The sequence below is a fragment of the Faecalibacterium taiwanense genome (genome assembly GCF_036632915.2).
Classification (GTDB): domain Bacteria; phylum Bacillota; class Clostridia; order Oscillospirales; family Ruminococcaceae; genus Faecalibacterium; species Faecalibacterium taiwanense.
Genome location: NZ_CP155552.1, coordinates 646,122 through 665,498, shown reverse-complemented (window position 1 = coordinate 665,498; position 19,377 = coordinate 646,122). Strand labels below are relative to the sequence as shown.

Sequence of the window (19,377 nt, the reverse complement as noted above, 5' to 3'; positions counted from 1 at the left end):
GAGCAGAGCATGATCCAGATCATCAAGGGCACCTTCGGCTACTATAACGGCCGCAAGGTGATCCCCATCACTGAAGCAGACGGCCCTCAGAAGTTCGACGACGAGCTGGAGGCCCGTCTGGTGAAGGAAGGCGTCGCCAAGTACATCGGCGAGCTGGGCGAGACTGCCGAGCAGCCCGCACCCGCTCCCAGTGACGACGCCGACGAGCCTGCCAGCACCAACACCGCGGCCGACGAGGCCCCTGAGTACAACGAGGACATGAAGCTCGACGAGCTGAAGGAAGTGGCCACGCGCTATGGCGTGGACGCCTCTGCTATGCGCAAGAAGGCCGACGTCATCGCTGCCATCGAGGCCGCCAAGGCCGAGCAGCCTGATGACGGCGCCGACGACGAGGAGCCCCTCAGATCGGCGCCGCCGATCCCGTCTGATGGCCTTCAGCTTCAAGGCGATGGTCGAGGCTGACCGTCGGCACACGTTTCTCAATCTCGACGAGTTCGGTGAGAAGCACACCGTCGAAGGCAGAGCCATCGCCGCCGTGCTGGACGACAACGCCCTGAAGGAACGCCAAGGGGGCAAGAGCTGAGCGTCGCGGAGTCCTCTCTGCTGCTTTATGCGGCGGTCGAGGATCTGCCCGCTCGGCGCCCGGCGGGCGAAGGGCTCAACGTCGACGGCCGCGAGTACATCGTCAACGACTGGAGCGAGGACATGGGGATCGCCACCGTGGCCCTCGGCCAGACTGTCACCATGTAGGAGGTGCCCCATGTCCATCGTCAACAGCATCGAAACCGTCCGGGACTGGCTGACCGCCGAGGTCTGCCCTCTGGTCAAGCTGAAGCTCCCCGACGACAACGCAACGGACGCCTCCTACCCATACAAGCTGGTAAACCCGGCCGCGTTCTCGCTTTTCGTACCATCGAAGGACAGGACGCCCCCGAACATCGCCGCGCCGATCCCGTCGGTCTGCGTGCAGATCGTTCAGGGCGACGACGACCTGCTCCAGAGTGCCCGAGACATCAAGATCCGGCTCTGCTTCTCAGCGTGGGATCCCGGCTACCACGGGCCCGACATCTTCAAGCCGAAGGGCGACGGCAGCGGCACCTACATCCAGCAATACAACGAGGCGGCGGCCTCCTACTTCGTGAAGAACGGAGAGGGCTGGCGTGACGCATGGAATTTTGTGGACACAGCTCTCCGGCTGATTGAAAACGCCGAGTACCTCGGCGACCTCCGCGTCATCAAGGAGAAGGGCATCACCTTCGGCCCTGTCACGGAGCAAGACGCCGTCCCCGACTTCTACCCGTACTGGTTTGCATGGGCTGAGTTCTCCATCGAGGAGACACTGACCCGCAACCCGAAAAGCTACCAACACCTGCTTTAAGGGCAGCCACTCGGCTGCTCTAATTTCATGCAAAGGAGGATAAGCAGATGGCAAACGAATACCTCTACGGCGCCTACGGCCACATCGGCGAGACTGTGGCACAGAGCGCCGTGCAGGCGGGCACCACGCCGGTCTATATCGGCACGGCACCCGTCAACCTCGTGCGCGACTTCGGCAAGGCCGGCATCATCAACGCGCCGATCAAGATCACCAGTCTGGTCGACGCGCAGAAGAAGATCGGCTACTCGTCCGACTGGGGCACCTTTACCCTGTGCGAGGCCGTGTACGCGCATTTCAACAACACCCTCGGGAACATCGGCCCGATCTACGTCATCAATGTGATCGACCCCTCCGCGGGCAAGCACCGCAAGGAGACGGCCACTACCAAGACCCTCACCTTCACCGGCGGCCGCGCCGAGTTCGCCAGCGACAAGATCATCCTCGACACCCTGACCATCGCAAAGAATGACAGCGGCAACTACGTCGAGGGCACCGACTACGCTGTGGACTATAACTTCACCAAGGGCACGGTCATCATCACCAGCCTGAAGGACGACGCGCAGCTCGCCGGCAGCCTGACGGCCAGCTTCAGTGAGGTGGACGACTCTGAGATCGCAGACAGCGACATCATCGGCGGCGTCACCTCCTCCGGCGAGTACAGCGGCCTGAGCGCGATCGCGCTGCTCTATCCCGAGCAGTTCGCGGTCTGCAATCTGATCGCGGCCCCCGGCTGGAGTCACAGCCCTGCCGTCTACAACGCCATGCTGACGACCTGCAAGAAGATCAACGGCCACTGGGACGCCTTCGTCGTGGCCGACCTGCCCTCGTGGACAGCACCGCGCAGGCGGTCGACACGATCACCAAGGCGATCGCATGGAAGAAGGCCAACGCCTTCACCGGCGAGCGCTCTAAGGTCTACTGGCCGCAGGCTGTGGACAACCTCGGCAACGTGTTCCACCTGAGCACGCTGGCCGTGGTCGAGCTCATGCGTGCCGACTTCAGCCACAACAGCGTCCCGATGGAGACCTGCGGCAACAAGGCGATCCCCGTCATCAAGCAGTATTTCGGCGCCAACGCGAAAAACCGCGGCTTCGACCAGCAGAGCGGCAAGGAGCTGACGCAGAACGGCATCAGCACCGCCGTGGCATGGGGCGGCGAATGGGTACTGTGGGGCGACCATACGGCTGCCTACACCTACGGCGCAGACGTGGATCCTCGCGCGATCTTCGACGTCTCCATGCGGATGCTCATGCACATCACCAACGACTTCCAGCGCGAGTGGAGCCCGGAGATCGACGAGCCCATGACCCGCGCACTGAAGGATCGCATCATCAACCGCGAGCAGGAGAAGCTCGACGGCTATGTCAGCATGGGCGCGCTGCTCGGATCCCCTGTGATCCTGTTCCTCGAGAGCGAGAACAGCACCACCGACGTGATGAATGGCGACTTCCGCTGGGACATCGCCGTCACCCCGACCCCGCCCCTCAAGTCTGCGAGCGTCTACGTCGCCTACACCGACGCGGGCTTCTCCGTCTACTACGAAGGAGGTGACGAGTAATGGCAAATCTGTGGCTCGACCTGAAGGGCCCCATCCTCGCCGATACCGTCTATGTGGACGGCGTTCTCGCCGCCAAGGACGTGACCATCGCCCTGCCTCCCGTCAACCTTGTGACGGCTGACTTCAAGGCGATGGGAACCTACACGGCGCCGCTGCCCGGCCAGATCGAGGCGATGGAGGCATCCATCACTAAGATCGGCATTGACCTCGGCCTGCGCAGCCTCGTCAAGCTGACGAGCAAGACCATCGAGATCCGCTGGGCGCAGGACGTCAAGCTCTCCGACGGCTCCACCAAGACCGAAGGCTGCAAGGCGTTCCTCCGCTGCGTCTCCAAGGGCATCCCCGGCCTGAGCGTGGATCCCGGCAACGCCAGCGAGAACGAGATCGCGCTGGCCGTCAGCCGCTACCAGCTTTTCGTCGCTGGCAACGAATACTGGCTGATCGACCAGCTCAACACCATCATGCGCGTCGGCGGCGTCGACTACGCCAAGGACATCCGCAGCGTCCTGTAACAAGAAGGGCGTCGCCTCCGGGCGGCGCCCTCTATTTATCGAAAGGAGACACACATGGAAAAGCTGACACTCCAGAACCCCATCACCATCAACGGCAAAAAGGTCAAGACTCTGACCTATGACACCGACGCGATCACCGTGGGAATGTTTGCCGATGCTGAGGCCCGCAAGCTCCGCGCGACCTCCAACAAGGGCGGCGGCAGCGCCGGCGCCTGCGAGCTCGACTACTCCCTGCACGCCTATCTCGCCATGATGGCGATCGTCGCCGTCAACAGCGACATCGACGTCAGCGACCTCGAGCGCATCAGCGGCCCCGACGTCATGGAGCTTATGAGGATCGGCCGAAATTTTACTACGGCGAGGTCGGCGGCACAATCCGAGGAAAGCGGCTCGGAGAGCTCGTCCGAGACTACTCTCGAGCCTTCCACACCTCAGTCGGCGAGCTCAGACGGGAACGCCTGACCGACTTCCTGATGGAATACTACGAGGCAGCCGAGGAGGCCAAGCGGCAACGCGACAAGGCCGCCTCAATGCCCCGGAATAACTTCAGGAAATACAGAAGGAGGTGACACTGATGGCAGGCAAAAACAAGATCATGCAGGCCGTCGTCAGCTTCGCCGGCACCATCGACCCATCCCTCGGGAAGGCGATGGACAACGTCGCGGGACACCTCGACAAAGTAAACTGGAAGGCCGTTGCCGTCGGTGCTGCCGTGGGCGGCATCGCTGTGGCGACGGGCAAGGCGGTCGTCGAGGCCGGGAAGTATCTGGCAGAGCTGGGCGACGACTACAACAAAGCCATGAACCAGCTCTCCGCATCTACCGGCGCCACCGGCGACGAGCTGGACGCGCTGGGCGAGAGTGTAAAAAACATCTACGCGCAGAACCTCGGTGAGGACTTCAACGACGTGGCCGAAGGGCTGGCCGCTACGCAGAAAGCGAGCGATCTGGCCGGCGAAGCACTGGAGCAGGCCACCGCGGCCGGCTTCGTGCTGCGTGACACCTTCGACTACGACATCAGTGAAAGCGCCAGAGCCGCCTCGGCTCTGATGAAAAACTTCAACATCAGCGCCGAAGAAGCCTACGGCCTAATCGCCACCGGCGCACAGAACGGCGCAGACAAAAACGGCGACCTGCTCGACACCCTGAACGAATACTCGGCGCAGTTTGCGGCCCTCGGCCTGAGCGCCGACCAGTTCATGGGCTCCCTCGTGGAAGGCGCTGACGCCGGCCTGTTCAGCATCGACAAAGTGGCCGACGCCGTCAAGGAGTTCAACATCAGAGCGAAAGACGGCAGCGACAGCAGCGCCGAAGCCTTCAAGGGCCTCGGCCTCAACTCCGACAAAATGTTCGCGGCCTTTGCAGCCGGCGGCGAGACCGCGCAGGCTGCATTTTTCGACACCGTCGAGGCTCTGAACAAGCTCGAGGATCCTCTCAAGCGCAACGAGATCGGCGTCGCACTGTTTGGCTCACAGTTCGAGGATCTGGAGGCGGGCATCCTGCCCGTGCTCGGAGACATCGAGACCGCAGCCTATGACGGCGCCGCCGCACTCCAGCAGATCAACGACGTCAAGTACAACGACCTCGGCTCTGCCTTCGAGGCGGTCAAGAGGTCGGCCGAAGTGGCCCTACTGCCTATGGCGTCGATGATCGCCAACACGCTGACATCGCTGGCCCCAATCCTGACCGACACCTTCGAGGAAATCAGCCCGGTCATCACCGACACGCTCAACGCTTGTATGCCGTTTGTGCAGGACTTCCTCGTCGGCATGGGCGACACCCTGAAGAAGGTCATGCCGATGGTCACGGAGCTGGCTGCGGGCATCCTGCCACTACTGGCTCAGCTCGTGGGCTCGTTCCTGCCGCCTCTGCTCGACCTCGCACAGCAGCTACTCCCGCCGCTCATGCAGATCGTTCAGGCTATTCTACCGCCGATCGCCAGCATCCTTGCCACCGTGCTCCCGATGCTGACGCAGATCATCTCGACTGTGCTGCCTGTGCTGGCGAACCTGATCGCCGCGCTGCTGCCGGTCATCACCCCGCTGCTGGAGGTTGCCCTGCAAATCGTCAACAGCGTCATCCTGCCACTACTGGCTCAGCTCGTGGGCTCGTTCCTGCCGCCTCTGCTCGACCTCGCACAGCAGCTACTCCCGCCGCTCATGCAGATCGTTCAGGCTATTCTACCGCCGATCGCCAGCATCCTTGCCACCGTGCTCCCGATGCTGACGCAGATCATCTCGACTGTGCTGCCTGTGCTGGCGAACCTGATCGCCGCGCTGCTGCCGGTCATCACCCCGCTGCTGGAGGTTGCCCTGCAAATCGTCAACAGCGTCATCATGCCGCTGCTGCCTCCGCTGATGCAACTGATCGAGGCCCTGCTGCCCCCGGTCGTGAGCCTGCTCAATGCGATCATGCCGCTCCTCTCGCCCCTGCTGGCTATTCTGGAGCCCATCGCAAGCGTGCTCGGCACGATCGTCGGCTGGGTATCGAAGATTGTCAGCTTCGGCTCCGGCGTCATCAGCAAGATCGCGGGCCTGTTTGGAGGTGGAGGCGGCGGCAGCGCCAACGTCTCCGGCTATGCGACCGGCGGCTTCACGAGTGGCCCGTCCATCGCGGGCGAGGATCCGCGCTATCCGACCGAGGCGGTCATCAGCTTCAACCCTGCGTACCGCTCGCAAAACCTGTCCTACTGGGCCGAGGCTGGCCGGATGCTGGGCGCATCCAGCGAGGCCGACTACGAGCCCATCAGCAGCGGATCGGGCACGGCTGTGGTCTATGACCTGAGCGGCCTGTCCTTCTCACCTCAGATCAAGGTCGAGGGCGACACCGACGAGGACGCCCTGATCCGAAAGCTCCGCGACCTCGAGCCGGAGTTCATCGACTTCATCCTCGAGGCACTCAGCAGAAGGGAGGGCGGCGCCTATGTCACAGCAGACAGTCGGCTTTATTGATTATGTGGCGCAGGGCGGCGACACCTTCGACAGCATCGCGCTCGTCGCCTATAACGAGGAGCGCATGGCGAGCACCATCATCGAGGCCAACCCCGACCTCAGCGACGTGCTGATCTTCGAGGGCGGCGAGGCTGTGCGGATCCCGATCGTCGAGACCGTGGAGACGCCGGAGACCCTGCCGCCGTGGAGGAGGTGACGCCGTGAAGATCCTATACGAAGGCGTCGACATCTACCCGGACGTCAGCGTCCACCGCTGCTATCACGATATGTACGCCGAAAAGCAGAGCGACGAGCTGCTGCTCAAGCTCAACGACACCCGCGAGCTGTGGGACTCGTGGAACCCCAAGAAGGGCGACACCATCGCCATCGAGGACGGCGCTGCCAAGACGGGCAAAATGTTCGTCGAGAGCGTCGTCCCCGAGTCCGGCATCATCACCCTGCGGGCCTATTCCGTCCCGCAGTCTGCGAAGGATAAGCGGAGCAAATCGTGGGAAAAGGTCAAGTTCCTGCAACTGGCTCAGGAGATCGCCGGCCGCCACGGCCTGACGCTCGAGACCTACGGGATCACCGACCAGACCTACGACTACGTTGAGCAGAACAACCTCGCAGACTTCGCATTTTTTCAAAACCGTTGCACCCTCGAGGGCGCGGCGTTTCTGGTGTATGACGGCAAGCTGGTCGTCTACGACGAGGCGTACATGGAAAGCCAGCAGCCCGTCGACACCATCACCATCACCCCGGCCAATGACTTCGAGTACCGCGACGAGGGCGCCAACGCCTACGGCTCGGCCGAAGCCGTCAACGGCGGTCTGACCGGCACCTTCGCAGCCCCGAACGGCGGCGACAAGGTGCTGCGCCGGATCCTACCCTTCCGCATGACTGACCAGAGCGAGGCCGACCGCTTCGCCAAGGGCCTCCTCCGGGACGCCAACAAAAACGCGACCGTCGGCACCCTCTGGACGGGCTCGCTGCTGCGAGACTATGCGGCGGGCTCTGTGGTCACGCTGGCGACCGAAGGCGTTAAGTCGTGGGACGGCACGGCCTTCATCAGCCGGATCCGGCACGACTACGTCAAGACGCGGAGCAAGCTATACCTCCGCAAGCCACTGGAGGGATATTGATGAACAGCAACAACCAAATGATCCAGAAGGGCAAGATCTCCAGCGTGGAGGGAAAGATCGACAGGAACGGCGACAAAACTACGGCCAGAGTGCTCCCAAGCACCGCCGACAGCATGGTCACACGGCCGCTGACGATCCCGTGGTATCTGCGCGGAGAGATGGGAAACCTGACCCCGGCACAGAAGTCGCCTATGCTATGTTCGAGGACGGCACCGGCATCATCCTCTCCCGCATGGACGGAGAGTGGGACGGCATCGTCCCGGGCGACATCACCGTCAAGAAGGGCGCGCTCACGATGCAGGACAAGGGCATCAGCGTCCCGTCGGCAGACGTGACCGCCACGGGCATCAGCCTGACCGGCCACACCCACACCGACAGCATGGGAGGCGGCACTTCTGGCCCGCAGTAAGGAGGGATAGACATGGCCGTCATGGCATCATGGAACGGCAAGACGTGGGGCGTCTCCAGCCAGAGGATCGCCGCCCTGAATGGCGTCTCCTCCAGCGTCGAGCTCGACACAGAAAACAGCGACGACAAGGCTGGATCCCCGGCCACCAAGACCAAGGCGCTCAAGCTGCAAAGCATGAGCTTCGACTTCAATCTGGCGTCTGCCGTGGGCGGCGACGCCCGGGGAGAGTTCGAGTCGTGGACGTCGCTGGTCGGGCAGTACGCCCCTTCTATCTGGCCGGCCGGCGCTTCGGCCCGGCCAATCTTCAGCTCACCGGCGTCAGCCTCTCAGACACCACACTCGACAACCTCGGCCGGATCCTGAAGGGCAAGATCACGATCAATCTGACGGAATACGCCGAGGAGGCCAGCAGCAAGAAGGCCAGCGCAGGCGGCTCGAGCAAGAGTTCGTCCGCGGCCGGCGTCTCGTCCTCTGGCGGCGTCGGTCGGCGTCTGAGCGCCGTCACCGTCGGAGCATCCAGCAGCGACAAGGCTGCGAAGAAACCCAACAACGCACAGCTCAAGTAAAGCGAGGTGATCCCATGAAAGCATCCGGCAACGGAGCGCCCGAGATCTGTGTGCAGAACCTCCTCAAGACCATCCGCGGGGAGGTGCCCTATGAGCGCATCAAAGGGATCGACCGCACGCTGATCGACAAGCCGAGCGAAACTGCTGCGACCGATCTGGCCGCCGACGTGGAGTTCCTCGTGGAAACCTACGAGCCCCGCGTGCAGCTCAGTGACTCCGACCTGAAGGCTCTGACCGCTCAGGCCGGCGACTTCGAGCTGCGGGCCAGCATCGACAACATCACATGAAGGAGGTGAACAGCGTGAGCGACGCGACAAACACCTACGGCGAGGACATCAAACTCACCACGACAGACGCGAGCACCCTATACAAGACCATCATCACCGAGCTCGAAAAGGGCGCCGGCGAGCCGCTCTACCCGGGCGACGAGCGCCGGATCTTCGGCGAGGCTCTCGTGCCCGTGTTCGTTGCCCTCTACAACAGCCTCAACGACGTCGGCCGGCAGACGCTCCTCCGCTATGCGAGGGGCGAGGTGCTGGACGCCATCGGCGAGCGGCAGGACGTGAAACGACTGGAAGGCACACCGGCCAAGACGACCATGCGCTTCTCTGTCTCCACGCCGCAGGAGAGAAACATCATCATTCCGAAGTGGACGAAGGTGACGCCGGACAGCGAAAACTATTTTGCGACCGACGAGATCGCTGTGCTGCAAGCTGGCGCCTACTCTGTGGAGGTGCCTACCTCGGCCGTGAGCAACGGCACGAAGTTCAACGGCTACGCAGCCGGCACGATCGCCACCCTCGTCGACCTGATCCCCTACATCGAGTCCGTCACCAATCTGACCGAAACGGCCGGAGGCGATGACGGCGAGCCCTACACTACCGAGGGCGACAACCGCCTCCGCGAGCGGATCCGTCTGGCACCCGCCAAGAGATCCACCGCGGGCCCTGAACAGGCTTACATCTACTGGGTAATGACGGCCGACAGCTCCATCGTGGACGCAAAGGCTGTCAGCGAGAAGGAAACCGTCAGCGAGACCCTCACGGTCTGCGACGGCAAAGCCTTCAAGGGCGGCGGCACACTTCTGGCCGACAGCCTCGTCGTGAAGGCCCACGGGCAGAGCACGGCGGCGGCCAAGGACACGGACTACACCGTCGACTACACCGACGACCTGCTGACCATCACGCTCAAGGGCAGCCTCTCGGCCGCCGAGAGCATCGACATCATCATCACCCGCACGCTGGAGGGCTGCGTCAAGATCGTGCCCCTGCTGGAAGGCGGCGGGATCCCCGACGCTGCCATGCTGGCGAAGGTGCTGGACGTGGTCAACGCCAAGGACATCCGGCCGCTCACTGACAAGGTGAGCGCCGTGCCCCGGAGGTCGAGACCTACGACATCGAGATCGTGTACTACACCACGCCGGAGAGCGAGGCCGAGGTGATCGCCAACGTCGAAGGCACCGGCGGCGCGATCGACCGCTACAACGAGTGGCAAGTCGCAGCCCTCGGCCGGGACATCAACCCCGACCAGCTCCGCAAGCGGATCCTCTCGCCTTCGTGGGGCGAGAACCTGACCGGCGCCTTCCGCGTGGACGTCGTCAAGCCGACCTACAAGGCCCTCGACGACACGCAAGTCGCCAAATTCAGCGGCCACCTGACTGTCAGCCACAAGGTCGAGAGCGAGGTGGTGTAAATGCGGCTCAATGAGACCGAGATGGTCAAACTGCTGCCTGCGTGGATGCAGGAGGACGGCAGCGACAAGGGCATCGCCACCGGCTGCGACATTATCAGCCGCGACGCCTATGCACGCCTGAAGCTCCTGAGCAGGTGGGACAAGATCGACCAGCTCAGCGACGCAGAGCTCGACGAAATGGCGTGGGAGCTGAACATCCAGTGGTATGACAGCACCGCGCCCATCGCAGCCAAGCAGGCCGTCATCCGCAACAGCGACCGCGTCTACGCGAAACTCGGCACCCCTACGCCGTGGAGCAGATCGTGGCCGACTACTTCGGCACCGGCGAGGTCAGGGAGTGGTATCAGTACGGCGGGCAGCCGCATCACTTCAAGGTGCTGAGCGACAACCCGAGCCTCGTCAACAGCAACCTCGACCTGTTCCTGAAGCTGCTGCGGACGGTCAAGCGCCGCAGCTCGTGGCTCGACGCGATCCTGATCTGCCTGACCGGCGAAATGTTCCTCTATTCCGGCATGGCCGTCAGGGATCACACCCAAGAGGTGCACGTCATGGGCAGCGACGAGATCCACATCTACCACGCGGCCGTCGTCCACGACAACAACCGCGAGACCGTCAGCATCGGCACCGACGCGGCGGTCATCTCAGACTAAGGAAAGGAGATAGACATGGCTGCATTTATCAACAACGACATCACCACCGCCGGCCTGATCGTTCTGGCGAAGGGCGTGGCCGGCCAGAAGATCAACTACACCAAGATCGTCCTCGGCGATGGCTACCTCGAGGAGGGCCAGACGCCCCGCACCCTCACCGGCGTGGTCAGCCCGAAGGCGACCGTCGACATCACGAAGCTGAAGATCAACGGTGACGGCACCGTGGCCGTCGGCGGCATCTTCACCAACGGCGACGAGACCGAGGGCTTCTACTACCGCGAGCTCGGCCTTTATGCCGAAGATCCCGATCCCGAGGTCGGCGAGGTGCTGTACTGCTACGGCAACTGCGGCGATCTGGCCGAGTGGATCCCGCCATCCGGCGGCGCCACCATCGTCGAGAAAACCATCGACATCGTCACCGCGATCGGCACGGCCACCAACGTGACCGCCTACATCCCCGCCGACGCCTACGCCACCAAAGAGGACTACGAGACCTACAAAGCCATCGCCCTCGGCGCGCAGGCTACGGCAGAGGAGGCTCTGGCGCTCGCCCGGCAGGCCATCGCAATCGCACAGGCCGCCGAGGCGTCGGTGAATGACCTGAGCAACGCGGTCGGCCAGAACACCAGCAAGATCGCAACACTGTGGGACGCCGTTTTCAGCGAGATCACGACCAACCCCTTCCAGATCACGTTTGCAGACCTGACGGGCATCACCCTGACGGCCGGCATCTGGAACAGCGGACTCCAGCGCCTCGAGTGCTAAACTACCGGCCAAAGGCCAGAAAGGAGGCCGCCCATGTATAGAGGCACCACACCAACCATCACCATCAACTGTGACATCGACGTCAGCGAGTTCGTGACCATGTGGGTAACATTCCGCACGCAGCAGCTCGCCACCTATGCCCCGCCGAAGCAGGTGGAAGTCACCAAGCACCTCGGGGACGAGGGCGTCGACGCGACCGACAAGGTCGTCACCGTCAGCCTGACGCAAGCCGACACGCTGCTGCTCGGCTCTCTGTCTCCAGACGAGGATCAACAGGTGGAGGTGCAGATCCGCGGCAGGACGGAGGACGGGCGCGCGTTTGCGAGCAACATTATGACCGCCCCGCTCAGCCGGATCCTGAAGGACGGCGTCATCTAAGTGAGCGTCGACTTCAATGCCTCGTTCTCTGGCAGCGCAGAGACCTTCGGGGCGAAGATGACCGAGACGCCTGCCTCCATGACCGCCTCCATGAAGGAGACGGGCGGCGGCAGCGCCTCAAACTACGAAGCCCTGCGCAACAAGCCCAAGATCAACGGGCACGAGCTGATCGGCGACATGACGCCGGCGCAGCTCGGCATCACGGACGACAGGCACCACACCCACAAGCAGGCGCAGGCAGCGAAGGTGTGGACAGTCGCCCACAACCTCGGAAAGCGGCCCGCCGTCACGGTCGTCGACAGCGCCGGCACTGTGGTCATCGGGGAGGTCGACTACCTCGACGACAACACCGTGCGCCTGACCTTCTGCGCAGCCTTTTCCGGGACTGCATACTTCAACTAAGGAGGTAAACCCGTGAAATTCCTGACAAGCATTGATCTCTCACAGAACGAGATCCAAAACGCCATCATGCAGCCGCTCGCTGCACCTCCGGCCAACCCGAAGATCGGCCAGATCTATTTCAACAGCATCGACCTGACGCTGTACCTGTGGACAGGTGAGAAATGGATCCCTGTGCCGACCAAGACCTCGCAGCTCGAGAACGACAGCGGCTTTATCACCTCCGGCGACATCCCCGAGGGCGCAGCAGCGTCCACGACTACGCCGAAGATGAACGGCACCGCCGCCGTCGGCACTGAGATGGCGTTCGCACGCGGCGACCACGTCCACCCCAAGGACACCAGCAAGCTGAACACGGACGGCGACGGCTCCAACGCGACCGTCGCCTTCGAGGCATCGGCCAAGCGTGAGGCGCCCACCTCTGGCGAGAAGCTGAGCGTCCTGCTCGGCAAGGTGCTGAAGTTCTTCAGCGACCTCAAGACCGTGGCCTTCTCCGGCAGCTATAAGGATCTGAGCGACAAGCCGACGATCCCGTCCGCTGCCGCTGACGTCGGCGCGATCCCCGCAACGGAAAAGGGCGCAGCCGGCGGCGTGGCCGAGCTGGACAGCGGCGGCAAGGTGCCGGCCAACCAGCTCCCGAGCTATGTGGACGACGTCGTCGACGCCTACATCCGCACCGGCGCCACGGCCCTCGGTGCCGACTGGCTGAGTAAGACCTCCGGCGGCGCCGCCCTGACACCTGAGTCCGACAAGATCTACGTCATCCTGAGCAAAGGCGAGTACCAGAACAAGACGTACCGCTGGAGCGGGACGACCTACGCCGTCATCGGCAACGACCTCGCCATCGGCGAGACTGCGAGCACCGCCTACCGCGGCGACCGCGGCAAGACGGCATACGACCACAGCCAGAGCGCCCACGCTCCCGCCGACGCCGAGAAGAACGTCCAGAGCGACTGGAACGAGACGGACGGCAATAGTGACGCCTTCATCAAGAACAAGCCCGCGATCCCGAAGGCCGTCACCAAGACCGTCCAGACCCTCAGCGACGCGGCGAGCAAGAGCTTCGCCGTCACCGGCTACATCCTCAGCGTGATCCTGATCGACAGCGCCACCAAGGAGCAGGTCATCGGCGACATCTCTTTCGATAACGCTACGGCCTCGGCCAACGGCAAAGTCACGGTCACGCTCGCGGCCGCGCCCTCCAACCCGATCCTCGTCATCATCACAAGCATCGCACTGTAAGGAGGCCGGCCTATGAAACACTACGGAGCAGTCGACGACCCGAAGGACATCACGACGAAGGAGTATGTCGACGCGGCTGACAACGCTCTGAAGGTGAAGGTCGACGCCCTGTGGGACTTCGTTTGCACGGACATCACGAGCAACCCCTTCCAGATCACATTCGACGATCTGGAGGGGCTGACCGTGAGATCCGGCATCTGGAACACAGGGCAGCGGAGGCTCGAGTGCTGATGGGAAACTGCTACAACTACACCCCGATCCCACCAGCCGAAGCCTCCTGCATCATCGCGCACCTGTTCGTCGAGCTGGCCCTGCCCTGCTCCTGCTGCAAGCGGGAGGACGGCGTCATCGTCATTCAGGGCAAGACCTACGACGGCAGCAGCGCCCGCGTCACAATCAAAGGCGAGGAGGTGAGATACTACGGCAAGCAACGGACACTCGCGGCCATACGAGCGGGCCAATGTAGGCCGCCCGCCCTTCGGCCGTGACAAACTGCCCGAGATGCAGGTCATCACGGACGCCAAGGAGCTCGAGAAACACACCTACATCAAGACCAGAAACCCGGCCGTTTTCCCGAAGAAGGAGCGGCTCGGTCTGGCACAGAGGATGATGAACGAGGCCAGCGACCTCGTCGCAGATCTGATGGAGGCCAACGATCTGCTCCTGACGGATCCCGAGGAGCGTGAGCTCAGGTATCGCGCGCAGCGGTCGGCGCTTCGCAACTGCCGAAAGCTGATCCACCACATCGAGCTCGCGCATGAGATCCTCAGCGGCTTCGGCGATGACGCCTTTGCATACTGGGCGAAGATGGCGGCCGGCGTGAAGAACCAGACCGCCAAATGGTACAAAACGGATAAAGAGAGGGCCGCCAAGCTGGACGCACAGAAGCGTCACCAGTGAGGCGGCCCTCGGGGTATGCCTTGTTTTTTCGTGCCGGCTCGGCCAACAACGCCCGCAACGTCAACACCGATGGCACTCTGAACAGGAACAACGCCTACAACGGCAACAACGGCCTGCGCCCCGCTTCGATGGATCGCCCGACTTATTAACCGCCCGGAGACGGACGGCGAACACTGTGCCCCATCATCCAAGGAAGGCATATCCCTCCCGCAGCCGCGGCCGTCTGACCGGCCCGGTCATGGGTAAACACAAGACCGCCGATGCCCCCGGCGGCGCACGCAAAGCGTGGCCGGAGCTATACACGGCGGGGAGACTTTTCAATGGAGAATATCGTAAACAGCACCATCGCGCTCTACAAAGCATACCGCAAAACCCGCTGCGGAAAGCGCGACAACCCGACCGCCATGCGCTACCGCATGGAGGCCATCGAGCGCACCGTCGCCCTCTCTGAGAGGCTCCAGCGGCGCGACTATTCCTTCGGGCCCTACTACCCCTTCAAGGTGTACGAGCCCAAGGAGCGGCTCGTCCTCGCCATCGACTTCGAGGGCAAAGTCGTCCAGCACTCGCTCTGTGACAACGTCCTCGAGCCGGCGTTCTCCCGGCGCTTCATCCGGGACAACTACGCCGGCCAGATCGGCAAAGGCACCCACGACGGCCTCGACCGTCTGGCTGCGGCTATGCGCCACTATTTCTTCAGCCGAAAGGCAGCAGACGAAGCAGCCCGCAAGGCTGCCGGCCTGCCGCCCCGGCCGATGAACGAGTGGGACTACGCCGACGGCTGGGTACTGAAGGGCGATTTTTCAAAGTTCTTTTACACCCTGCTCCATTCCTACTGTTACGAAACGGCCCGCCGGGCCCTGAAGTGGCTGAAGGATCCCGAGCTGATCGACTTCGCTGAGTGGCTGCTGTGGCTCATAATCGACAGCACGCCAGACCCCGGCATCCCGATCGGCAACCAGTCGAGCCAACTGCTCGCGCTGCTCTATCTGGACGCCTTCGACCACTGGCTGAGGGATGACCGCGGCCTCGTATATGGCAGGTACATGGACGACTTCTACATCATACACAGCGACAAGCTGCTGCTCCGGCAGATACTCAAGGAGATCGAGGCATACATCAAGCCGCTCGGCCTTCGGCTGAACGGCAAGACGCAGATCCTCCCGCTGAAGAACGGCATCGACTTCCTCGGTTTTCACACCTACCTCACGCAGACCGGCAAGGTCGTGAGGAAAGTGCGAGCCAAGAGCATCGACAACATGAAGCGCAAGATCCGCAAGTTCCGCGGACTGGTGGACTCTGGCAAGATGACACTCGACAGCGTCGTGCAATCCTACGCGAGCTGGACGGGCCACATCTCACACGGCAACACCTACCACCTGCGGCAGAACATGGACGCCTATTTCTTCAGCTATTTCCCGGAGCTCAAACCATCACCGAAAGGAGACACAACTCATGGCCCAAAAACTGAGCAACCTCGCAAACAAGTCGAAGGTCAAGTTCGGCAGCCTGTACGGCAGCCCGATCGTCTGGATCGTGGCCGATAAGAACCACGCAGGCTACCCTCCAACAGCGTCACGCTCGTGACCAACCAGATCATCAAGATGCTGTGCTTCGACGCAACAGAACCGAGTAACGGCAACAGCGACCGCCGCGGCTACGGCAACAACCGCTACATCTACTCGAACCTGCGCCAGTGGCTCAACAGCCCCGCGGCTGCCGGCCAGTGGTACACCGCACAGCACTCCGCAGACCAGACGCCGGACTCCTCCCACGTCTGGAACGGCGTCAACCCGTACAGTGGCCTCGCCGGTTTTCTGAACGCCTTCACCGCCAACGAGCGGGCAGCTCTGCTGAACACCACCATCACGGTCGGCAAGAGCTCCACAGACGGCGGCGGGACGGAGACCTGCACGGACAAGATCTTCCCCTGTCCTGCACTGAGGTCGGCCTGAGCGGCGACCACGTCTGCGGCAGCAAGCTGGCGATCTTTAGCGACAACAACAGCCGCATCGCCACCGTGACGGCCTCCTGCGTCGCCAATTCCAACTATTCCAGCAACCCGGGCTCTGGTGCCGCGTGGTACTACTGGCTGCGGGACGCCTATGCCGGCTCGGCCCTCGACGCCCGCTACGTCAGCGCCGGTGGCGCTCTGAGCTGGAACCTCGCCTGCTACGGCCACTACGGCCTGCGCCCCGCTTGTAATCTGTCCTCTGATCTCCTGATCTCCGACTCCGTCGACTCGGATGGATGCTATACAGTGATCTACAATCAGGCGCCCACAGCGCCGTCGTCCATCACTGTCCCGAGCGAAGTGCTCGGCGGCGAGAACCTGAGCATCTCGTGGGCGGCCTCCACCGACCCCGACGGCAACCTCTCCGGCTACGTTCTGGAGCGCAAGGTCGGGAGCGGCACATGGGCACAGATCTACAAGGGATCCTCGCGCAGCTACACCGACGCCATCACCTACGGATGGACGAGCGTGCAGTACCGCGTCAAGGCATACGACGCCGCCGGCGCGGAGAGTGCGTACACCACCAGCGCCACCCGCACCGTCACCAATAACCGACCGCCCGTCATCAGCGGCACGGACGGCGCCCTCGGCAGCTTCAGCACGGCGGCCCCGTCCTACGAGTACACCGTCACCGACGCCGACGGACATCAGGTCGACGTCGTGGAGATGCTGGACGGCGTCACGCTGCGCAGCTACACCGTGACCCTCGGCCAGACCAACACGCTGACGATCGGCTCCGAGGCGTGGCTGAAGGTCGTGAACGGCAGCCACACCCTGAAGATCGTGGCGACCGACGCCAAGGACGCCAGCGTCACCCGCACGCTGACCTTCACCAAGGCCGTCACGTCCGTCGAGTTTGAGCAGACCCTCGCTATGGAGGCCGACGCCATGCCGACCAAGGCCCTCGTCAACATTCAGGGCAATTTCCCGGCCGGCTGCACGCTTCAGGTCTGGATCTGCAACAACGGCAACGACGCGAGCCCGACGTGGGAGGACATCACACAGAAGGCCCGCACCGGCCAGAAGCACTATTTCACCAACCAGACCAAGACGGCCGCAGCGTGGGGCGTCAAGGTCAAGGCCAAGCTGCTCCGCGGATCCGCTACGGAGACCTGCTACATCCAGTCGATCGGAGGTAACTTTGCATGATTAAACACAGAGCCGACAGCATCCAAAAGCTGAACGACGAACAGGCCGCAGAGGCCAAGAAGGACAAAACCATCGCCGAGCAGGCTGACACCATCGAGCTGCTGAAGGGCTGCATCATGGAGCTGGCCGACGTGGTCTACGGCGACGGAGGGAGGTAACAGCATGAGCAAGATCGTCGAGCTGTACGTCAGGGAGCTGACACGCGAAGGCTCCACCATGACCATCAACGACGTCCCGAAGAAACTGCGCAAGCAGGTCGAGGACGCCATCGCTGCCATCGAGGCAGCCGCAAACGCTGGCACCGCGAAGGAAAGGGCGACCGAATGATCGCCCGGGCCCTCGCGTGGCTATTATTAAAAATTGCAGGAAAGGAGGAGCGTGAAATGCTGGTACGTCTGTATGCAGGCGAGATCATCATGGGCCGCATCACCGAGGACAACGTCCCCGCGAAGCTGAAGGCCCGCGTGCACAAGTATCTCGTCGACATGGGCTACTTCGACGACGTCGAGGAGTAAGCCAAACAACAAGGAGGGCCGCGAGCTGCGGCCCTCCGACTTTATGAGGTGACACCATGATCGAAATCAACATCGGCGCGCTCGTCGTCCTTATGGGGATCCCGACGGCCGCGACCGGCTTCTGCTTCTGGATGCTCGAGCACAGGATCCAGAAGCGCGAGAAGCAAAAGGAGGCCGAGGAGGCCAAACGACAGAAAGAGGCAGCGGCCCGAGAACGTGCCCGTGAAGATCTCCAGATCATCACCATTCAGGGCACGTCGGCAGCCATCGCCCTCGGCGAGGCGACGGCCCGGGCCGTGCAGCGCATCCCTGACGCACATTGTAACGGGGATATGCACGCAGCCCTCGACTACGCTGCCAAAATCAAACACGCGCAGAAGGACTTCCTCACCAGTCAGGGGATCCACGCGATCATCGACTGAGGAGGTGGAGCAGCATGGCCGCAAAGAAGCGCCGGCGCAAGCGTAAAAGAAAATCGAGGCGAGCAAAAAGCTCGCATACTGGGCGGCCAGCGTGGCAACGCTCAGCGCAGCCAGCTCTCTGCTGCTCTCTGCCTTCGGGCGCGACCCGGTCGGTGAGCTGACCGGCACCATCTTCACCGCCTGCGTCGGCTATCTAATCACATACGCCGGCAAGAGCCTCGGCGAGAAAATCAGCCGAAACCGCCACGGGCTCGACGCCGACGGCAACCCGCTCCCGGATCCGTCCGGGGACACTCTCAACAATGAGGAGGCAAAAGGATGAACACCATCGACATCACCCCCATCGTCAACGCAGCCCTCGCCCTGATCGGCGCCGGCGTCAGCGTTTTCCTGATCCCGTGGCTGAAGAAGCAGACCACCGAGGCACAGCGCAAGGAGCTGACCGCGTGGGTAAAGATCGGCGTCGCTGCCGCTGAGCAGCTCTACGTCGGACAGGGCCGCGGCGAGGAGAAGAAGCAGTACGTCCTCGACTTCCTGAAGCAGAAGGGCTTCAAGGTCGACGAGAAAAGCGTCGTCAACGCGATCGAGGCAATCGTCAAGCAGCTCAACACTGAGGGCCTGACCATCGAATAACGGAGAGGGCGGGCTCCGGCCCGCCCTTTTCTTGCTTGTAAAGGAGGTAAACCCATGAAAAACCAGAACACCGACGACATCAAGCTGAAGCCCGGCGAGACCATCACAGACGAGACTCTCGACGAGC

General features: G+C 62.7%; 34 protein-coding genes and 1 pseudogene. All 35 read left to right on the top strand.

Translation table 11 applies throughout. From position 1 onward, the window contains the following. The first annotated feature begins 9 nt into the window (after positions 1-9). The 35 genes and pseudogenes from PXT33_RS03195 to PXT33_RS03025 all read left to right on the top strand — a co-directional run bounded on the left by PXT33_RS03195 (position 10) and on the right by PXT33_RS03025 (position 19,250). Positions 10-462 carry a Rho termination factor N-terminal domain-containing protein gene (locus PXT33_RS03195; protein WP_347070461.1) on the top strand — a complete coding sequence of 151 codons (453 nt, stop codon included), beginning with the start codon at positions 10-12 and terminating at the stop codon, positions 460-462. Then, on the top strand, positions 428-583 hold the full coding sequence (locus PXT33_RS03190) for a hypothetical protein (RefSeq protein WP_347070563.1): 156 nt from the start codon (positions 428-430) through the stop codon (positions 581-583). The genes PXT33_RS03195 and PXT33_RS03190 overlap by 35 nt, the downstream gene beginning before the upstream one ends. A gap of 177 nt (positions 584-760) precedes the next feature. Then, a complete protein-coding gene (locus PXT33_RS03185; RefSeq protein ID WP_033121173.1) occupies positions 761-1,378 on the top strand; it encodes a hypothetical protein in 618 nt (205 codons plus the stop codon). 47 nt (positions 1,379-1,425) lie between these two features. Continuing rightward, positions 1,426-2,340 carry a hypothetical protein gene (locus tag PXT33_RS03180; RefSeq protein WP_347070460.1) on the top strand — a complete coding sequence of 305 codons (915 nt, stop codon included), beginning with the start codon at positions 1,426-1,428 and terminating at the stop codon, positions 2,338-2,340. After that, complete coding sequence (locus PXT33_RS03175) at positions 2,310-2,936, top strand: hypothetical protein (RefSeq protein WP_347070459.1); 627 nt, start codon at positions 2,310-2,312, stop codon at positions 2,934-2,936. The genes PXT33_RS03180 and PXT33_RS03175 overlap by 31 nt, the downstream gene beginning before the upstream one ends. Further along, positions 2,936-3,448 carry a phage major tail tube protein gene (locus PXT33_RS03170; RefSeq protein ID WP_118647723.1) on the top strand — a complete coding sequence of 171 codons (513 nt, stop codon included), beginning with the start codon at positions 2,936-2,938 and terminating at the stop codon, positions 3,446-3,448. The genes PXT33_RS03175 and PXT33_RS03170 overlap by 1 nt, the downstream gene beginning before the upstream one ends. Positions 3,449-3,502: 54 nt before the next feature. Beyond that, positions 3,503-3,910 (top strand): early nodulin 20 (N-20), encoded by a 408-nt coding sequence (locus PXT33_RS03165; protein WP_118761587.1) that lies wholly within the window; start codon positions 3,503-3,505, stop codon positions 3,908-3,910. A 112-nt stretch (positions 3,911-4,022) separates the two neighbouring features. Continuing rightward, a complete protein-coding gene (locus PXT33_RS03160; RefSeq protein ID WP_332375933.1) occupies positions 4,023-6,398 on the top strand; it encodes a phage tail tape measure protein in 2,376 nt (791 codons plus the stop codon). Next, positions 6,370-6,594, top strand: coding sequence for a LysM domain-containing protein (locus PXT33_RS03155; protein WP_008981420.1), 225 nt, complete (start codon positions 6,370-6,372; stop codon positions 6,592-6,594). Before PXT33_RS03160 ends, PXT33_RS03155 begins: the two co-directional genes overlap by 29 nt. Positions 6,595-6,598: 4 nt before the next feature. Further along, positions 6,599-7,519: a phage late control D family protein gene (locus PXT33_RS03150; RefSeq protein WP_223474780.1), complete on the top strand. Its 921-nt coding sequence runs from the start codon at positions 6,599-6,601 to the stop codon at positions 7,517-7,519. A 196-nt stretch (positions 7,520-7,715) separates the two neighbouring features. Beyond that, positions 7,716-7,928 carry a hypothetical protein gene (locus PXT33_RS03145; RefSeq protein ID WP_347070458.1) on the top strand — a complete coding sequence of 71 codons (213 nt, stop codon included), beginning with the start codon at positions 7,716-7,718 and terminating at the stop codon, positions 7,926-7,928. Between the two features lie 236 nt (positions 7,929-8,164). After that, the gene (locus PXT33_RS03140) at positions 8,165-8,494 is read left to right on the top strand and encodes a hypothetical protein (RefSeq protein WP_347070457.1); all 330 of its coding nucleotides are present in this window, start codon (positions 8,165-8,167) and stop codon (positions 8,492-8,494) included. 14 nt (positions 8,495-8,508) lie between these two features. After that, positions 8,509-8,781, top strand: a complete 273-nt coding sequence (locus PXT33_RS03135) for a hypothetical protein (protein ID WP_008981416.1) — start codon at positions 8,509-8,511, stop codon at positions 8,779-8,781. Positions 8,782-9,056: 275 nt separating this feature from the next. Continuing rightward, positions 9,057-9,935 (top strand): baseplate J/gp47 family protein, encoded by an 879-nt coding sequence (locus tag PXT33_RS03130; RefSeq protein ID WP_347070456.1) that lies wholly within the window; start codon positions 9,057-9,059, stop codon positions 9,933-9,935. After that, the gene (locus tag PXT33_RS03125; protein ID WP_347070455.1) at positions 9,899-10,186 is read left to right on the top strand and encodes a hypothetical protein; all 288 of its coding nucleotides are present in this window, start codon (positions 9,899-9,901) and stop codon (positions 10,184-10,186) included. Before PXT33_RS03130 ends, PXT33_RS03125 begins: the two co-directional genes overlap by 37 nt. Then, positions 10,187-10,567 (top strand): phage tail protein, encoded by a 381-nt coding sequence (locus tag PXT33_RS03120; RefSeq protein WP_347070454.1) that lies wholly within the window; start codon positions 10,187-10,189, stop codon positions 10,565-10,567. Then, positions 10,489-10,836 (top strand): hypothetical protein, encoded by a 348-nt coding sequence (locus PXT33_RS03115; protein WP_347070453.1) that lies wholly within the window; start codon positions 10,489-10,491, stop codon positions 10,834-10,836. Before PXT33_RS03120 ends, PXT33_RS03115 begins: the two co-directional genes overlap by 79 nt. A gap of 15 nt (positions 10,837-10,851) precedes the next feature. Beyond that, positions 10,852-11,601 carry a hypothetical protein gene (locus PXT33_RS03110; RefSeq protein ID WP_008981413.1) on the top strand — a complete coding sequence of 250 codons (750 nt, stop codon included), beginning with the start codon at positions 10,852-10,854 and terminating at the stop codon, positions 11,599-11,601. Positions 11,602-11,634: 33 nt separating this feature from the next. After that, positions 11,635-11,979: a hypothetical protein gene (locus PXT33_RS03105; RefSeq protein WP_008981412.1), complete on the top strand. Its 345-nt coding sequence runs from the start codon at positions 11,635-11,637 to the stop codon at positions 11,977-11,979. Next, positions 11,980-12,381 carry a hypothetical protein gene (locus PXT33_RS03100; RefSeq protein ID WP_223474777.1) on the top strand — a complete coding sequence of 134 codons (402 nt, stop codon included), beginning with the start codon at positions 11,980-11,982 and terminating at the stop codon, positions 12,379-12,381. 12 nt (positions 12,382-12,393) lie between these two features. Further along, positions 12,394-13,620 (top strand): hypothetical protein, encoded by a 1,227-nt coding sequence (locus tag PXT33_RS03095; protein ID WP_332375928.1) that lies wholly within the window; start codon positions 12,394-12,396, stop codon positions 13,618-13,620. A 12-nt stretch (positions 13,621-13,632) separates the two neighbouring features. After that, positions 13,633-13,851 (top strand): hypothetical protein, encoded by a 219-nt coding sequence (locus PXT33_RS03090; RefSeq protein WP_040649713.1) that lies wholly within the window; start codon positions 13,633-13,635, stop codon positions 13,849-13,851. Continuing rightward, positions 13,851-14,108 (top strand): hypothetical protein, encoded by a 258-nt coding sequence (locus PXT33_RS03085; protein ID WP_033121184.1) that lies wholly within the window; start codon positions 13,851-13,853, stop codon positions 14,106-14,108. The genes PXT33_RS03090 and PXT33_RS03085 overlap by 1 nt, the downstream gene beginning before the upstream one ends. Before the next feature lie 13 nt (positions 14,109-14,121). Next, positions 14,122-14,520, top strand: coding sequence for a sugar ABC transporter ATP-binding protein (locus tag PXT33_RS03080; RefSeq protein ID WP_118647741.1), 399 nt, complete (start codon positions 14,122-14,124; stop codon positions 14,518-14,520). 20 nt (positions 14,521-14,540) lie between these two features. Continuing rightward, positions 14,541-14,669 (top strand): hypothetical protein, encoded by a 129-nt coding sequence (locus tag PXT33_RS03075; RefSeq protein ID WP_255653996.1) that lies wholly within the window; start codon positions 14,541-14,543, stop codon positions 14,667-14,669. A gap of 171 nt (positions 14,670-14,840) precedes the next feature. Further along, positions 14,841-16,064, top strand: a complete 1,224-nt coding sequence (locus PXT33_RS03070; protein ID WP_033121185.1) for an RNA-directed DNA polymerase — start codon at positions 14,841-14,843, stop codon at positions 16,062-16,064. A 36-nt stretch (positions 16,065-16,100) separates the two neighbouring features. After that, positions 16,101-16,472 (top strand): DUF6273 domain-containing protein, encoded by a 372-nt coding sequence (locus PXT33_RS03065; RefSeq protein WP_347070452.1) that lies wholly within the window; start codon positions 16,101-16,103, stop codon positions 16,470-16,472. Further along, positions 16,427-16,669 (top strand): annotated as a pseudogene (locus tag PXT33_RS03060) (DUF6273 domain-containing protein); the annotation flags it as partial. The gene PXT33_RS03065 and the pseudogene PXT33_RS03060, both read left to right, overlap by 46 nt. Before the next feature lie 108 nt (positions 16,670-16,777). Then, positions 16,778-17,680: a fibronectin type III domain-containing protein gene (locus PXT33_RS03055; RefSeq protein WP_278985077.1), complete on the top strand. Its 903-nt coding sequence runs from the start codon at positions 16,778-16,780 to the stop codon at positions 17,678-17,680. Further along, positions 17,677-17,838, top strand: coding sequence for a hypothetical protein (locus PXT33_RS03050; RefSeq protein WP_347070451.1), 162 nt, complete (start codon positions 17,677-17,679; stop codon positions 17,836-17,838). Before PXT33_RS03055 ends, PXT33_RS03050 begins: the two co-directional genes overlap by 4 nt. A gap of 4 nt (positions 17,839-17,842) precedes the next feature. Continuing rightward, complete coding sequence (locus PXT33_RS03045; RefSeq protein WP_332375926.1) at positions 17,843-18,007, top strand: hypothetical protein; 165 nt, start codon at positions 17,843-17,845, stop codon at positions 18,005-18,007. Positions 18,008-18,063: 56 nt separating this feature from the next. Beyond that, on the top strand, positions 18,064-18,195 hold the full coding sequence (locus PXT33_RS03040) for a hypothetical protein (protein ID WP_020989839.1): 132 nt from the start codon (positions 18,064-18,066) through the stop codon (positions 18,193-18,195). A gap of 56 nt (positions 18,196-18,251) precedes the next feature. Further along, positions 18,252-18,617, top strand: coding sequence for a serine/threonine protein kinase (locus PXT33_RS03035; protein WP_332375925.1), 366 nt, complete (start codon positions 18,252-18,254; stop codon positions 18,615-18,617). Positions 18,618-18,708: 91 nt separating this feature from the next. Beyond that, the gene (locus tag PXT33_RS03030; RefSeq protein WP_347070450.1) at positions 18,709-18,939 is read left to right on the top strand and encodes a hypothetical protein; all 231 of its coding nucleotides are present in this window, start codon (positions 18,709-18,711) and stop codon (positions 18,937-18,939) included. Then, complete coding sequence (locus PXT33_RS03025) at positions 18,936-19,250, top strand: phage holin, LLH family (RefSeq protein ID WP_332375924.1); 315 nt, start codon at positions 18,936-18,938, stop codon at positions 19,248-19,250. Before PXT33_RS03030 ends, PXT33_RS03025 begins: the two co-directional genes overlap by 4 nt. Positions 19,251-19,377: the final 127 nt, after the last annotated feature.